This window comes from Variovorax sp. J2P1-31, from assembly GCF_030317215.1.
In the GTDB taxonomy this organism is placed as follows: Bacteria; Pseudomonadota; Gammaproteobacteria; order Burkholderiales; family Burkholderiaceae_C; genus Variovorax.
This window is the reverse complement of sequence record NZ_JASZYA010000001.1, coordinates 1050901-1066336: the sequence shown is the minus strand read 5'-3', so window position 1 is coordinate 1066336 and position 15436 is coordinate 1050901. Positions and strand designations below refer to the sequence as shown.

Genomic DNA, 15436 nt, shown 5'->3' with positions numbered 1-15436 from the left:
GACGTCGGCGGCGCGCGATCAGCCCGGCCGCCGGCTGCGCAACCGGTACTCGCGCGTCATCCCCTGCGGCCGGTAGATCAGCATCAGGATCAGCCCCACGCCGATCAGCATCAGGCGCAGCGAGGCCAGCTGGCTGGGACTCAGCCACGAGACGTAGTCGCTGAGGAAACGCGTGCCTTCCAGCAGCAGGATCACCGTGCCCGCGCTCAGCAGCACGCCACGGTGGCTGCCGCGCCCGCCGATGATGACGGCCATGAAGGCATAGGCCGTGATGATCGGGCCGAACTGCGTGGGGTCGATGTAGCGGTAGTAGAAGGCATGCAGGCACCCAGCGACACCCACGGCCACGCCGCCCAGCGCGAAGAGCTTGAGCCGCAGGCCCAGCACGTTCTTGCCCAGCGTGGCGACCACGACCGGGTCGTCGCGCAGCGCCCGGGCCGTGCGCCCCAGCGGCGAGCGGGCCACGATCTCGAATACGACGAACACCAGCGCCAGCAGGGCCACCGCCAGCAGCAGGAAGGCCGTGTCGTTCTCCACCGGCCGCGGGATGGCGGAGATGCCCAGGCTGCCGCGCGTGAGCCATGACTCGTGGGTGATCACGAGCTTCAGGCTTTCGGCGAAACCCAGCGTGACGATGGCGAGGTAGTCCTCCGACAGGCGGATCGAGATCAGGCTCACCAGCGCGCTGGCCAGGGCCGTCAATGCGACGGCGGCCAGCATCGCCAGCCACGGGTTCCAGTGCAGCTGGGTCGCCAGTTGCGCGCACACGTACGCGGCCAGCATGTAGAAGCCGAACAGGCCGAAGTTGACCAGGCCCGTCAGGCCCCACTGCATGTTGAGCGCCAGCCCCGCCAGGCTGGCGAGGGTCACGAGGATCAGGATGGAGAAGAGGTACGTCGTCATTTGTGGACCCACTTCCGGCCCAGCAGGCCTGAAGGCCGGACGACTAGCAGCAGGCTGAGCACCCCGAAGGCGACCAGCGTGCGGTAGTGCGGCGGCAGCACGAGCGTGGCCAGCTCGGCGAACACGCCCATCACCAGCGCGCCCGGGATGGCGGCCAGCGGATGGGTCAGGCCGCCGAGGATCGCCGCCGCGAAGACCGGCAGCACGTAGTTCCAACCCATCAGCGGATCGAGCGTGGTGTCCAGCCCGATCAGCATGCCCGCGATGGCCGCGAGCGCGCCCGACAGCAGCCAGGTGAGTGTGGCCACGCGTTGGCGCGAGACGCCCCGCGTGGCCGCCAGCGACGGGTTGTCGGCCACGGCGCGCATGGCGCGGCCGAGCCGGGAGTAGCCGAAGACCAGGCCGATGAGCAGCAGGCAGGCCAGGCTCACGCCAGCGCCCAGCAGCTGCTCGTGGTTGACCCGCAACCCGGCCCAACGCAGCGGGCGTGCCACGTCAACCGCATAGCCGACCGGCGTGTTGCCCGCGAGAAAGCTCACCGAGTTCTCGAGCACGAAGGACACGCCCATCGACGCGACCAGCAAGGTGATGCTGGAGCGGTCGCGCAGGGGCCGGTACACCACGAAGTCGATCGCCGCCGCCAGCAGCGCGGCCAGGCCGGTGCCCACGATCGCGGCCCAGGGCAGGCTCAGGCCCAGCGCCGTGTTGCACCAGTAGATCAGGTAGGCCCCGACGGTCAGCATGGCGCCGATGGAGAAGTTGGCGAAGCGCAGCACGCTGAAGGTGAGCGCCAGCGCCAGCGCGGGCAAGGCCACCAGCATTCCGGAGACCAGGCCGTTGAACAAGAGCTGCATCATTGGCCGCTTCCCAGGTAGAGGTGGTGCAGGCCGGGGTCGGCCGCAAGTTCGGCAGCGGCACCCAGCCGCCGCACCTTGCCGGCCACCAGCACCAGGCCGGTGTCGGCCACCGACAGGCCCAGCCGCGCGTTCTGCTCGATCATCAGCAGCGTGACGCCGGTCTGGCGGATGCGGCGGATGGCCACGAACAGCAGCTCGGCGTTGCGTGGCGACAGCCCCGCCGACGGCTCGTCGAGCACCAGCAGCGAAGGCGACTGCATGAGTGCGGACGCCATCGCCACCATCTGGCGCTGGCCGCCGCTCAGCAGGCCCGCGGAGGTCCGCAGATGCGGCCGCAGTTCGGGGAACAGTTCCAGCATGGCGTCGGTGCGCGCCCGCAGCGACGATGCACCGCTGCCGGACCGCAGGAACTCGCCGCTCATGCGCAGGTTGTCCGCCACGTCCATGTTGCGGAACACGTTGTTCTCCTGCGGCACATAGGCCATGCCGCGCTGCGCCCGCGCGGGCGCATCCAGCCGGCCGATGTCCTGCCCGGCGAGCCGCAGGCGGCCCTCCGAGGGCGGCAGCAGGCCCACCACCGCTTTGAGCAGGGTCGACTTGCCGGACCCGTTCGGGCCGATGATGGTCAGGGCGCCGCCCGCGGGCAGTTCCAGCGCGACGCCATGCAGGATGTTCTTGCCGTGATAACCGGCGTGAAGGTTCTCGATCGAAAGCGATGCGCTCATTCAGCCTCCCAGGTAGGCCTGCTGCACGCGCGCGTCGGCCGTGACCTCGGCGAAGCTGCCCTGCGTCAACACCGTGCCTTCGGCCAGCACATAGACGGTGTCGCACAGCGCGGCGATCATTTCCATGTTGTGTTCCACGATGGCGAAGGTCATGCCTTCGTCGCGCAGCGTGCGGATGAAGTCGACCAGTTCGTCGATCAGCGCCGGGTTCACGCCCGCGGCCGGTTCGTCCAGCAGGATGACCTCCGGGTCGCGCATCAGCGCACGGCACAGTTCGAGCAGCTTCTTCTGGCCGCCCGACAGGCTGCCCGCGGGCGCGTCGAGCAGCCGGGTCAGCCGCACGCGGTCGAGCAGCGCCACGGCGCGCTCGGTGGCCTGCGCCTCGGCACGGCGCACCTTGCCGCGACCGAGGAACACCGAGCGCAGCGTGTCGCCCGGATGATCGGGCGCGGCCAGCAGCAGGTTCTCGAGCAGCGTGAGGCTGTCGAGCTCGCGCGACAGCTGGAAGGTGCGCGCGATGCCGCGCCGCGCGCGGCGGTGCACGGCCAGCCCGGTGATGTCTTCGCCGTCGAACAGCACCTGCCCCTGGTCGGGCTCGAGCGTGCCGGCCAGCACGTTGAACAGCGTCGACTTGCCGGCGCCGTTCGGCCCCACGATGCCCGTGATGCGCGACGGCGCGATGGCCAGCGTCGCCAGGCGCAAGGCGGACACGCCGCCGAAGGCCAGCGACACGTCGCGCGCGGCCAGCCGGGCCTGCGTGGCCGAGGTAGCGGCCCTGCGTTCGATGACGGCAGCCCCCATTACTTGAGCACGTCCACCAGTTCGTTCACGCCGTTGCGGATCACGAAGTGGCCGAACTCGCGGTTGAGCTGGTCGCCCGTGGGGGTGAAGGTGAACTGCGAACCCGCGCCGCTGTAGGCCACGGCTTTGCCGGCGCGCAGGGCCTTGAGTCCGTCGACCGGATTCTCGACCTTGGTGCCGACGCCGTTGGCCACCTGCGGGATCGACTTGGCGAACACCTTGGGGTCGGCGCTGCCCGACTTCTCGATGGCCAGCGCGAGCACGGAGATCTCGTCCCACACGTTGGACGGGAAGATCGCCAGCGTGTTCGGCGCGATGCCGGCGCGGCTGGCGAAGGTCTTGTAGGCCGTCGAATCCTTGGGCGGGATCGATTGCACGTGGTGGATGCCTTCGGCCACGGCCTTGCCGACGTTCTTCACGAAGGCACCCTCGGCGTCCGCGGCCGACGAGTTCGCGTAGATCTTGCTGGTGAAGCCGCCGCGGTAGACCTCGCGCGTGACCGCGGACAGGTCGGGCAGGTAGCTGGGCAGGAACACCGCATCGGGGTTCTTCGCGAACACCTTCTCGACCTCGGCGCGGTACGAGGGCTGGTTCGGGTTGTAATAGACGATGTCGAGGATCTCGCCACCGCCCTTCTTGAACTCGTTGACGAAGGGCTGGACCATGCTGAGCGTGAACGGCGTCTGCAGCACCAGCAGCGAGGCCTTGCGTGCGCCGTCCTCGGCGACGGCGCGCGCGAAGACCTGGCCCCAGTCGCGGCCGGTGGCCTGGAAGCGCCAGACCAGGCCCTTGTTGTCGCCCTGCGTCACCTCGTCGCCCGAGCCGGTCACCAGCAGCGGGATGCCCTTCTCGATGGTCAGCGGCTTGACCGCCATGGCGACCGCGCTGCTCCAGAGGCCGACGATGGCCGAGACCTTCGACACCTCGAGCAGCTTGCGCGTCGCGGCGACGCCGGCCGTCGGGTTGCTCTCGTCGTCCTCGATCACGATCTCGAGCTTGCGGCCGTGGAGCACGCCGCCGGCTTCGGTGTTGATGTACTCGGCCGCCTTCTTCGCGGCGTCCGCCATGCCGGCGCCGTAGGCACCGCCGCCACCGCTCAGCGGCGCCAGCACGCCGATGCGGATCGGCTCGGCGGACGACTGGGCCAGCGCGGCATGCGGCGCGGCCAGCAGCGCCAGACTGCCGGCGGCGAGTGCCAGCGCGGCACGGCGCGAAAGGGGTTGGAAGCGGGTCATCAGATACTCCTCGGGGACGAAAGCTCGGCGGCCGGCACGGCGCCGTGCTCCTCGCCGATCTGCAGGGCCTGGTTGAAGCGGTTGAAGAAACCGCACAGGGAAATGCGCAGCGTCAGCTCGACCACCTGGGCCTCGCTGAAGTGCGTGCGAAGACGGGTCATGAGCTGGTCGCGGATGCGCTGCGGCGCCTGCGTGACCGCGATCGCGTACTCGACCACCACCTTGTCGACCGCCGTCAGCTCGGGGTGCTCGGCGAAGTCGAGCAGGTTCAATGCGCCCTCGCGCGAGATGCCTTCGACCGACAGGCGGGGCGCATGGTTGTCGACGCAGTAGGTGCACTGGTTGAGCAGCGACACCACCACGATGGCCATCTCGACGTAGCGATAGGACACGCCTTCGCGGGCCTTGAGTTCGAGCAGCATGGAGAACAGGTGCTCGGCCGCGGGGCGCACATGCGCCATCACGGAGAACTGGTCGGCAAAGGTGGCGCCGCCACCGGTGAAACGCTCGAACAGGTCCTTGAACTGCGGGTCGAAGGAAGCGGGGTCCAGTTCGGAAACTCTGGGCATGTCGGTGCTTTCGAAAAGATGTCGGAAGGATGGAAAGTCGGTGGCGCGCGGCCACCGGGGGCGGTGTTCAGGCGCGCCGGCGGGCGGCGGCACCGATGTGGCTGTCGGCGAGCACCGGGCCTTGCCCCAGCAGCTTCTCGCGCAGGGTTCCCGCCGCGTAGGACTCCTTGTAGGCGCCGCGCGCCTGCAGTTCGGGGATCAGGAATTCGACGATGTCCTCGAAGGTCCGGGGCGACTCGACATAGGCCAGGTTGAAGCCGTCGATGCCGGTCTCCGCTACCCACGATTGCAGTTCGTCGGCCACGTCCTGGGCATTGCCCACGACCACCGGCCCGCGTCCGCCGATGGCGACGAAGTCCACCGCGTCCTGGACCGTCCAGGTGCGCCGCGGGTCCAGCTTGCTGAAGGACGCCAGCGCCGACTGCCCGGCTTCGGTGTCGACGTAGCTCAGCGTGTCCTGCGGCTGGTAGCGCGACAGGTCGACGCCCGTCCAGCCCGACAACAAGGCCCGCGCGCCTTCGTGCGCAGCGTGCTCGCGGTAGGCCTCGAAGCGCGACTGCGCGAGCTGGGAGGTCGCGTCGACGATGACCGTGAACATGGCGAAGATGCGCACGCTGTCGGCCGGGCGGCCCTGCAGTTCCAGCTGCCGGCGGAGGTCGGCGACCGTGCGACGCACGCCTTCGCGCGTCGGCGCACCCACGAAGATGCACTCCGCATGGCGCGCCGCGAACAGCGTGCCGCGTGCCGAGCCGCCGGCCTGGAACAGCAGCGGCGTGCGCTGCGGCGAGGGCTCGCACTGGTAGACGCCGTGCGACTGGAAGTAAGGCCCGTCGTGCGACACCGCATGGATGCGGCCCGGGTCGGCATAAAGGCCGCGCTGCGCATCGCGCACCACCGCGCCCTCTTCCCAACTGCCTTCCCACAGCTTGTAGCAAAGCGCGAGGAAGTCGTCGGCCCGGTCGTAGCGCTCGTCGTGCGGGACCAGCGCCATGTGGCCCAGGCTCGCCGCACCGCTGCGCAGGTAGGAGGTCACGATGTTCCATGCGACGCGCCCCTGCGTCAGGTGGTCCAGCGTCGTCAGGCGTCGCGCCAGCAGGTACGGCGGCTCGTAGGTGACCGAGGCCGTGACGCCGAAACCCAGGTGGCGGGTGGCGTGCGACATCAGCGGAATCAGCGGGAACGGATCGTTCATCGGCACCTGCGCGGCGTGGCGCAGGGCCGCGTCCGGGGAATCACCATCGGTGTCGTAGACACCGATCACGTCACCGAGGAACAGGGCGTCGAACAGGCCCTTCTCGAGCAGGGTGGCGAGGTCGATCCAGTAGTTGGGGTCGAGATAGCGGCTCGACTGGTCTTGCGCGCCGCGCCACTGGCCGGGGGCCAGGTGCCCAACGCAATTCATCATGAACGCATTGAGGCGAATTTCTTGGGTCATCGGAAAGCTTGCCGGCAGGATGCCGCCGGGCTTCTGCTGGCAACGAGTCATGCTCGTCGTGGAAAACCCTGATTCTGGGCGCGCAGAAGTCCGATTCGCGCCGCTCCTTGCGCCCATTGGTAGCAAGCTTGGAAGGAAATCGAATAAGCGCGGAGGCCGCTTCTGTGGCTGGAACACGCCTGGCAGTGGCCAGCCCGCGGGGAGCGACCGATGCTAAAGTGCCGCCCTGTCGAAAAAGGCGGATCTGGTTCGGTAAGCCCAGGTCCTTTCGAAGACGAAAGCTCTGCCTCTGCATCCTGCCGAGGCCCCACGACGAACCCGGGATGCCCGTGCATCCCTTCTGTTCGTCCGTGCGGTTTCGAATCGACAACCGCTCCGGTCGAACGACCCACAAGGAGCAGTTGATGCGAGATTCGAAGACATACGACGTCGTGATTGCGGGCGCAGGACCTGTCGGTTTGTTCCTGGCCTGCGAGCTTCGCCTGGCGGGCGCCACGGTCTTGGTGCTGGAGCGAGCCGACAACCCCGACACGCCGTTGAAGCGGCCGCCCTTCGGCATGCGCGGCCTGTCTGCACCCACCATCGAAGCCTTCTACCGTCGCGGCTTGCTGGACGACATCGCGCAGCACCAACCCGCGCCGGACCCGGCGGGCGCTGCCAGCGTTCCGATTCCTCATGGGATGCAGCAGGGCCGTCGACCCGGCGGCCACTTCGCAGGCATCCCGTTCTCCCTGGACAAGGTCGAGCCGTTACGGTGGCGTTATCGCCTGCCAGGTCCCGCCGGCACCCACATGGCCACCACCATGGCGCGCATCGAAACCGTGTTGTCCGCCCGCGCCCGTGCGATGGGCGCCGAGATCAGGCGGGGCCTTGCCATTGAAGGCTTCGCGCAGTCAAGCGATGAATTGAATGTTCGCGCTGGCGGCGAGACGTTCAACGGGCGCTGGCTCGTCGGCTGCGACGGTGGCCGAAGCATGGTGCGCAAGCTCGCCGGCTTCGAGTTCATCGGAACCGACGCCGAGTTCACCGGCTACTCCGTGGAGGTCGTGCTGGCCGCTCCCGAAAAGCTCGCCGCCGGTCGTCGGTACACCCCCACGGGCATGTACACCTACCAGGCGCCCGGCACCATCGCCATGGTCGATTTCGACGGCGGTGCCCTCCACCGGACAGGACCGATCACGCTGGCCCATGTCCAGTCCGTGCTGCGGCGTGTTTCAGGCACGGAGGTCACGGTGGCCGACCTGCGGCTCGCGACCACCTGGACCGATCGAAGCTGCCAGGCGACGCGCTATCGCAGTGGCCGGGTCCTGCTGGCCGGCGACGCGGCCCACATCCACTCCCCCTTGGGCGGCCAAGGCCTGAACCTGGGTCTAGGGGATGCGATGAATCTCGGATGGAAGCTCGCCAGCGTGATCCGTGGCCATGCACCCGACAGCTTGCTCGACACCTACTTTGAAGAGCGGCATCCCGTGGCATCGCAGGTGCTCGATGGATCCCGCGCCCAGGTCGCGCTCATGCGGCCGAGCCGCAGCACCCGCGCACTCGAAGCCATCGTCCGGGACCTCATGGACACGCCCGATGGCGCAACCTACTTTGCCGAGCGCGTCTGGGGCCTGTCGCTTCGCTACGAGCTCGGCGGTGCGCACCCGCTGGTCGGTCGCAGTGCCCCTGACTTCGAATTCAGCGATGGAACCAGGCTGGGTGCGTACCTGAAAGGCGGCAAAGGCCTCCTGCTGGATTTCGCCGCCGATGCGACGCTGGCGGCGTGTGCCAGCGGCTGGCCAGCTCGCATCGAATACCTCGCCTGCAGACCAAGAGACGCGCTGGGCCTGACCGCGTTGCTGCTGCGACCGGACGGCATCGTTGCCTGGGTCAGCGAGGCAACGCCCGACGCCGGAGAGGCGGCGCAGGCGGCTGCGAGATGGTTTGGTGAGGCGTCGCGGTGGGCGGCGCGCGGCGTGCGCAGGTGACATTCTGATTCTGCTCATCCCTGGACGCCCTCGCCGAGCGCCTTCTCCAGATGCGCCGCGAACGAGTGCGCAATCACGGGCAGCTGCCTTCCCACCAACCGCGCCAGCACCAACTGGCCGCGAGGGAACCCGCGCTCCTCGATGTCCTTGGCCACGATGTCGGCGTCGTCGCTCGCAGCGCCGATGGCGATCTGGAAGGACAGCGTTTGTCCATCGTGCAGGCAGTTGCGCAAAAACTCGAAGCTGTTGCTCTCGATCACGGGGCTGAGCTTGACCGAACTCTTGAGCAGGAAGCGCTCGAGGAGTTGACGCCCCCCCGTGTCGCGGTTGGGCAGCGCCAGCGGGTAGTCCGCGCAGTCGCGCAGCCGCAGGCCGGCGCGCGATGCCAACGGATGGTCCTTATGCATCAGCACCATGAGCCGCTGCTCCATGACCATCACGCGTTCGATGTCGGGCTCAGGCGCCAGGTTGAACACCAGAGCCACGTCCGACTCGTAGGCACGCAGGCGCGTCAGAGCGCCCACATGGTCGCCCACGTGCACCTCGAATCCCACCTGCGGGCGGGTCTTGCGGAAACCAGCCACCGCCTGCGGCAGGAAGCGCGTCGTCAGCGCCTGGCTCACCACCAGCCGCACGGTACCGCGCCGCTGCCCCTTGAGCTCCTCGATCTGCGACTGGACCTGCTCAAGCTGCGCACTGCGCGTGCGCACGTAGCGGATGAACAGCTCGCCCGCGGCCGTCAACCGCATGCCGCGCGGCAGCCGCTCGAATATCGCCGCACCCAGCTCTTCCTCGATGTCCTGCAGTCGGCGGTTCACGGCCGAGGGTGCGACGTGCAGGCGCTCGGCCGCCTGGCGGATGGAGCCGGCGCGCGCAATCTCGTCGACATAGCGCAGGAAACGCAGGTGGTTCATAAGGTGTTCACAGCGTAAGTGTTGCCGATACGGCAACGGTACCAGCGTTATTAGGCATGTTCGGAGAGCACACAGCAAGCCCTTTTCTTTCTACATTGGCGCCATGCCGATGCCTAAATCCACCCGTAAACAGCTCCCGCAAAGCGCTGCACCAGCGCTGGGCGCATTCGGTCCCACGCCGCACAACAGTTGGGCACTGGACGCACAAGGCGTGAATCTGGTGCGCAAGCCGCAGCGTGCGCGCCCCCTGCGTTTTGCCGCCGCACCGCAGGCGCTGACCATCGACATGGCACACACAGCGCTGGTCGTTGTGGACATGCAGAACGACTTCTGCCACCCGCAAGGCTGGTTCGGCCAGCGCGGCCAGGACGTGAAGGCTGCACGCAAGCCGATCCCCGCCATCGCGGCATTGCTGCCGGCCTGGCGCCGTGCTGGTGGCGCGGTGGTCTGGCTGAACTGGGGCATCCGCCCCGACGCGCGCAACCTGAGCGCGACGGTGCACTTCAAGGGCAAGGGCGGCCGTGCCGACGCGGTCGGCTATGCGGAGCGTTCCACCATCGACCGCGGCCGTGCGCTGGTGGCCGGCGACTGGGGTGCCCAGGTCATCGACGAGCTGGAGGTCGCGGCCAGCGACATCACGGTCCACAAGCACCGCCTCAGCGGCTTCTGGGACAACGAGCTCGACAGCGTGCTGCGCCACCAAGGCATCACCACGCTGCTGTTCGCAGGCATCAACACCGACCGCTGCGTGTTCTCCACGCTGCAGGACGCGGCCTTCATCGGCTACGACTGCGTGCTGCTGTCGGACGCCTGCAGCACCTCCTCGCCCGCCTATGTCACGCGGGCCATCCACTTCCTCGTCGAGCGGCTGCACGGCTTCGTGGCCACGGCCGCCGCGCTGAAGGACGCATTGCCGACCGGCACGCGCCGACGCCGTCCCCCTGTTTCTCCCTGATCCCCAACCATCTCCAAGGAGCTTCGCCATGCACCGCATCACCCGCCGCAGCGCCATCGCCCTGGCCGCCGCCCTGTCGTTCGCCTCCATGGTCCCCACGGCCCAGGCCCAGGAGCCCGTCAAGATCAAGTTCGTGCTGAATTGGAAGTACCAAGGCCCGCAGGCCTGGTTCTTCCTCGCGCAGGACAAGGGCTACTTCAAGGCCGAGGGGCTGGATGTGCAGTTCGACCAGGGCGAAGGCTCGGCTGCCCCCATCGGCAAGGTGGCCTCGGGCGCCTACCAGGGCGGCTTCGGCGACGTCAACGCGCTGATCGACCTGGTGTCCAAGCGCCCGGCCGACGCGCCGGTGGCCGTGGCCATGCTCTACAACCAGCCGCCCTTCGCCATCGTGGTCAAGAAGGACAGCGCGATCAAGTCGCCCAAGGACCTGGAAGGCAAGACCATCGGCGGCCCGGCCAATGACGGCGCACTCAAGCTGTTCCCGGCCTTCGCCAGGATTGCCGGCATCGACGCGGGCAAGGTGAACATCACCAACATGGCGCCGAACCTGCGCGAGCAGATGCTCATGCGGGGCCAGGCCGACGCCGTGTTCGGCTACGTCAACACCATCTGGTTCAGCGCCAAGCTGGCAGGCATCGACCCCGAGAAGCAGCTGCGCTTCATCCCCTACGGCGAGCACGGCATGGACCTGTACTCCAACACCGTCCTGTTCTCGCGCAGCTTCGTGCAGTCCAACCCGGCCGCCGTCAAAGGCTTCCTGAAGGCCTTGAACCGCGCCATCGGCGACGTGTTGGCCAATCCCGATGCCGGCATGGACGCCGTCATGGCCCGCGAGCCGCTGCTCAAGCGTGACGTGGAGAAGGAGCGCCTGCTGGCCACCGTGAAGGCCGAGATGAGCCACGCCGAGGTGGGCCGCATCGGCCTGGGCGACATCGACGACGCGCGCATGCAGCGCGCCATCGACGTGGTCGTCGGCGCCTACCAGCTGCCGCGCACCCCCAAGGTCGCCGAAGTTTTCGACCGCAGTTTCCTGCCGGCCCGCACCGAGCGTGTCGCCAAGCTCTGATCCACCCCCATCCCCCATATCCCCGCACAAGGACACACCATGGACCTGCAGCTCACCGACAAAGTCACCGTCATCACCGGCCCCGCCAAGGGCATGGGCCGCGCGGTCAGCCTGGCCTTCGCCCGCGAAGGCGCCAAGCTCGTGCTGGCCGGCCGCGACACCGCCGCCATCGAACCCGTGGCCGCCGAGGCCCGCGCGCTGGGTGCGCAGGCCGTCGTCGTGCCCTGTGACATGACCGATGCACGCCAGGCCGAGGCCCTGGCCCGCCACGCGCTGGAAGCCTTCGGCCGCATCGACATCCTGGTCAACGTGGCCGGCGGCTCCGGCCCCATCGGCAAGACCGGTTGGGAGACCACGACCGAGGAGTTCGAGGAAATCGTCGGCCTGAACATGACCGGCTGCTTCAACACCATGCACGCCGTGCTGCCCACCATGGTGGCGCAGCGCTACGGCAAGGTCGTCAACGTGGGCGGCACGTTCGGCATGCGTGGCCGCGCCGGGCGCATGGCGTACTCCGCTTCGAAGTGGGGCCTGCGCGGCATCACCAAGAGCTTCGCGCTGGAGGCCGGCCCGCACGGCATCAACGTCAACTGCGTGGCGCCCGGCATGGTGGATGGCCCGCGTTTCCGCGAGAAGGTCTGCGCCAACATGGCCACCAAGCTCGGCATCTCGCTCGAAGAAGCCATGACGCGCCATGCCGAGGACTACGCGCTGCGCCGCGTCAGCACCGACGAGGACGTCGCCAACGCCTGCCTGTTCATGGCCAGCGACGTCTCGCGCCAGATCACCGGCGTCGACCTGCCCGTCGACGGCGGCTGGGCCGCCCTGTAAGCACACCACCACACACCCACAAGGAGAAGATTGCATGTCCAACGTGTTCAAAGAAGTCGACCTGGTCATCCGCGGCGCCATGGTGGTGTCGCCCGAGCAGGTCATCCCCGCGTCCGTGGCCATCGCCGACGGGCACATCGTGGCCGTGGGCCACGACGACACCATGCCGCCGGCACGCGAGGAGTTCCGCGCCGATGGGATGTACCTGCTGCCGGGCGCCATCGACAGCCACGTGCACTTCCGCGATCCGGGCTACCCCAACAAGGAAACCTGGAAGACCGGCTCGGCCGCAGCCGCCTGCGGCGGCGTGACCACGGTGTTCGAGATGCCGAACACCAAGCCGGCCACGGGCACCATCGAAGCGCTGAACATGAAGCTCAAGGCCGCCGAGTCGTCCTATGTGGACTTCGGTATCCATGGCCTGCTGGGCGACGACACCATCGACCGATTGGAGGAGTTGCTGGACGGCGGCTGCACCAGCTTCAAGGCCTTCGTCGGCAATACATTCGGCAACCTGCCGGCGCCCACCGACGGCGCGCTGCTCGAGGGCTTCGAAAAGCTGGCACCGCTGGGCATCCGCACCGTGGTGCACGCCGAGAACTCCTCCATCATGGCCCGGCGCCAGAAGCACATGATCGAGGCCGGCCGCATCGACGCGCTGGCCCACCTGGCGGCCCGCCCTGCCGTCTGCGAGGTCGAGGCCATCCAGCGTGTGGTGACGCTGGCCGAGTGGACGGGCGCGCGCGTGCACATCGCCCACCACAGCGGGGCCGACTCGCTGTATGTGCTGCGCGATGCCAAGCGCCGCGGCGTGGACGTGACGGCCGAAACCTGCCCGCAGTACATGCTGCTCAACACCGACGAAGACATGGTGCGCCTGGGCGGCATCCTGCGCGTGAACCCGCCCGTGCGCGAGAAGCGCCACAACCAGCCGCTGTGGGACGCGCTGATGGACGGCACCATCGACATGATCGCCACCGACCACGCCCCGCACACCGTGGAGGAGAACACGCGCGAAAGCATCTGGGAATGCGACTGTGGCTTTCCCGGCGTGGAGACCCAGATGCCGCTGATGCTGACCGAGGTCAACCGCGGCCGCGCCAGCCTGATGGACTACGTGCGCTGGAGCGCCGTGGCGCCGGCCAAGGCCTGGGGCATCTACGGCAAGAAAGGTGTCATCGCCCCTGGCGCGCATGCCGACATCGCCATCGTCGACATGGGACGGGTGGCCAAGATTTCGCAGGGCAAGCTGCAGAGCATCGCCAAGATTTCTCCCTGGAACGGCCGCATGGTGCAGGGCACGCCGCTGCACACGCTGGTGCGCGGCCGCTTCGTGATGCGCGACAGCAAGCTGGTGGCGGACGCGGCGGGCTGGGGCCGGTCGGTCAAGAGCATACAGAAGATGCCCACGCCCACGCCGCGCAACACCGAGCTGTACACCAGCGCCATCCTGCAAACGCCCGCCGGTGTGCCGCTGACGGCCACGCCCGAGGGCTATCGGGTCGAAGAGGTGGCGACATGAGCCCGCCACCCGCCATTGAGTTGTCCGATGTGACGCTGCGCTACGGTGCCGGCACCATCGCGCTGGACCACACGGACTTGCGCATCGAACAAGGCGACTTCGTCGCCCTGGTCGGGCCCAGCGGCTGCGGCAAGTCCACCATCCTCAAGCTGGTGGCCGGCCTGCTGGAGCCCAGTTCCGGCGGCGTGATCGTCGGCGGCCGCCAGGTCGGCGTGATCGGCAAGGACAGCGCGCCCGTGGCCACCACGCGCATCGGGTTGGCCTTCCAGAACCCGACCATGCTGCCCTGGCTCACGATCCGCGAGAACGTGATGGTGCCGCTGAAGATCGTGCAGCCCTTCCGCGCCGACTACCGCGCCAAGAAGAAGGGCGAGTTCGCGGACCGTGCCGAGGCATTGCTGGAGCAGGTCGGGCTCAAGGGCTTCGGCAACAAGCGGCCCTGGCAGCTCTCGGGCGGCATGCTGCAGCGCGCATCCCTGTGCCGCGCGCTGATCCACGAGCCGCAACTGCTGTTGCTCGACGAGCCTTTCGGCGCGCTGGACTCGTTCACGCGCGAGGAGCTGTGGGCCATCATGCAGGACCTGTGGATGACCAAGCGGCCCACGGTGCTGCTGGTCACGCACGACCTGCGCGAATCGGCCTACCTGGCCACGCGCATCTGCGTGATGACCTCGCGGCCGGGGCGCATCCTCGAGGACCGGGCCGTGGACTTCCCGCGACCCCGCACGCTGGAGGCCTGCTACGCGCCTGAGTTCGGCGCGCTCGTGCAGCAGCTGCGCATGCGCATCGCCGAGGCCCGCACGGGCGGCGCCAACGTCGTTTCCCTTCCCATCGTCAGCGCCTCCGTGGCGCAAAGGATCGCAGCATGAAACGCCTCTCTCCACACGCGCTGCAGCGGCTGCTGTCCGTCGGCGCGCTGCTCGGTTTCTTCGTCCTGTGGGAAGCCCTGTGCCTGGGCTTCGGCGTGTCCGACCTGATCCTGCCGCGGCCCAGCCAGATCGTCACCGTGCTGTGGGAAAAGATGCCGCTCCTGTGGCCGCACACCGTGCAGACGCTGTACACGACCTTCACCGGTTTCGTCATCGGGGTGCTGGCCGGCGTGCTCATCGGCATGGTCATCGGCTCATCCAGGCTGGCCTACGACGTGGCCTATCCGCTGCTGGTGGGGTTCAGCAGCATTCCCAAGGTCGCGGTGGTGCCGATTTTCGTGGTCTGGTTCGGTGCCGGCACGGTACCGGCCATCCTGACCTCGGCGGTCATCAGCATCTTCCCGGTGGTGGTGAACGTGGCCACGGGCTTGGCCACCACGGAGCCGGAGCTGGAAGACGTGCTGCGCGTGCTGGGCGCGAAGAAGCGCGACATCCTGTGGAACGTGGGTCTGCCCCGTGCCTTGCCCTATCTGTTCGCCTCGCTCAAGATCGCCATCACGCTGTCCTTCGTCGGCACGGTGCTGGCCGAGACGGTGGCGGCCAACAAGGGCATCGGCAACGTGATGATGATTGCCAGCGGCAATTTCGACGTGCCCATGGTCTTCGCCGGCCTCGTGATCCTGGCGGTGCTCGGTGTGGCGCTGTACGCGGTCTCGGCCTTCTTCGAAGGACGCATGACCGGCTGGACGCAGCGCAAGTCCGGCGACATGGCGATGGCCTGAGG

Annotated in this window: 15 protein-coding genes; 7 read left to right on the top strand and 8 right to left on the bottom strand. The window is 68.2% G+C overall.

Annotation, left to right across the window (positions count from 1 at the left end):
• Positions 1–18: 18 nt before the first annotated feature.
• The 7 genes from QTI20_RS04925 to QTI20_RS04895 all read right to left on the bottom strand — a co-directional run bounded on the left by QTI20_RS04925 (position 19) and on the right by QTI20_RS04895 (position 6525).
• On the bottom strand, positions 19–903 hold the full coding sequence (locus tag QTI20_RS04925) for a branched-chain amino acid ABC transporter permease (RefSeq protein ID WP_286549693.1): 885 nt from the start codon (positions 901–903) through the stop codon (positions 19–21).
• On the bottom strand, positions 900–1760 hold the full coding sequence (locus QTI20_RS04920) for a branched-chain amino acid ABC transporter permease (protein ID WP_286549694.1): 861 nt from the start codon (positions 1758–1760) through the stop codon (positions 900–902). Before QTI20_RS04920 ends, QTI20_RS04925 begins: the two co-directional genes overlap by 4 nt.
• Positions 1757–2485: an ABC transporter ATP-binding protein gene (locus QTI20_RS04915; RefSeq protein ID WP_286549695.1), complete on the bottom strand. Its 729-nt coding sequence runs from the start codon at positions 2483–2485 to the stop codon at positions 1757–1759. The genes QTI20_RS04920 and QTI20_RS04915 overlap by 4 nt, the downstream gene beginning before the upstream one ends.
• Positions 2486–3286 carry an ABC transporter ATP-binding protein gene (locus tag QTI20_RS04910; protein ID WP_286549697.1) on the bottom strand — a complete coding sequence of 267 codons (801 nt, stop codon included), beginning with the start codon at positions 3284–3286 and terminating at the stop codon, positions 2486–2488.
• The gene (locus QTI20_RS04905) at positions 3286–4521 is read right to left on the bottom strand and encodes an ABC transporter substrate-binding protein (RefSeq protein WP_286549699.1); all 1236 of its coding nucleotides are present in this window, start codon (positions 4519–4521) and stop codon (positions 3286–3288) included. Before QTI20_RS04905 ends, QTI20_RS04910 begins: the two co-directional genes overlap by 1 nt.
• Entirely contained in the window at positions 4521–5090 is a 570-nt protein-coding gene (locus tag QTI20_RS04900; RefSeq protein WP_286549702.1) for a carboxymuconolactone decarboxylase family protein, read from the bottom strand. Before QTI20_RS04900 ends, QTI20_RS04905 begins: the two co-directional genes overlap by 1 nt.
• Positions 5091–5157: 67 nt before the next feature.
• Positions 5158–6525 (bottom strand): LLM class flavin-dependent oxidoreductase, encoded by a 1368-nt coding sequence (locus tag QTI20_RS04895; protein WP_286549704.1) that lies wholly within the window; start codon positions 6523–6525, stop codon positions 5158–5160.
• Between the two features lie 404 nt (positions 6526–6929).
• Between QTI20_RS04895 and QTI20_RS04890 the strand changes: the two genes are divergently transcribed.
• Positions 6930–8495, top strand: coding sequence for an FAD-dependent monooxygenase (locus QTI20_RS04890; RefSeq protein WP_286550989.1), 1566 nt, complete (start codon positions 6930–6932; stop codon positions 8493–8495).
• A 14-nt stretch (positions 8496–8509) separates the two neighbouring features.
• On the opposite strand, the gene QTI20_RS04885 is transcribed toward QTI20_RS04890, so the two are convergent.
• The gene (locus QTI20_RS04885; RefSeq protein ID WP_286549707.1) at positions 8510–9409 is read right to left on the bottom strand and encodes a LysR family transcriptional regulator; all 900 of its coding nucleotides are present in this window, start codon (positions 9407–9409) and stop codon (positions 8510–8512) included.
• A 211-nt stretch (positions 9410–9620) separates the two neighbouring features.
• On the opposite strand from QTI20_RS04885, the gene QTI20_RS04880 reads away from it, so the two are divergent.
• The 6 genes from QTI20_RS04880 to QTI20_RS04855 are packed head-to-tail and all read left to right on the top strand — an operon-like array spanning position 9621 to position 15434.
• A complete protein-coding gene (locus QTI20_RS04880) occupies positions 9621–10364 on the top strand; it encodes a cysteine hydrolase family protein (RefSeq protein ID WP_286549708.1) in 744 nt (247 codons plus the stop codon).
• Between the two features lie 28 nt (positions 10365–10392).
• Entirely contained in the window at positions 10393–11430 is a 1038-nt protein-coding gene (locus QTI20_RS04875; protein WP_286549710.1) for an ABC transporter substrate-binding protein, read from the top strand.
• Between the two features lie 39 nt (positions 11431–11469).
• Positions 11470–12261, top strand: coding sequence for an SDR family NAD(P)-dependent oxidoreductase (locus QTI20_RS04870; protein WP_286549711.1), 792 nt, complete (start codon positions 11470–11472; stop codon positions 12259–12261).
• 34 nt (positions 12262–12295) lie between these two features.
• Positions 12296–13783 (top strand): dihydroorotase, encoded by a 1488-nt coding sequence (locus QTI20_RS04865; protein ID WP_286549713.1) that lies wholly within the window; start codon positions 12296–12298, stop codon positions 13781–13783.
• A complete protein-coding gene (locus QTI20_RS04860) occupies positions 13780–14652 on the top strand; it encodes an ABC transporter ATP-binding protein (protein WP_286549715.1) in 873 nt (290 codons plus the stop codon). Before QTI20_RS04865 ends, QTI20_RS04860 begins: the two co-directional genes overlap by 4 nt.
• The gene (locus QTI20_RS04855; protein WP_286549718.1) at positions 14649–15434 is read left to right on the top strand and encodes an ABC transporter permease; all 786 of its coding nucleotides are present in this window, start codon (positions 14649–14651) and stop codon (positions 15432–15434) included. Before QTI20_RS04860 ends, QTI20_RS04855 begins: the two co-directional genes overlap by 4 nt.
• The last annotated feature ends 2 nt before the right edge of the window (positions 15435–15436 follow it).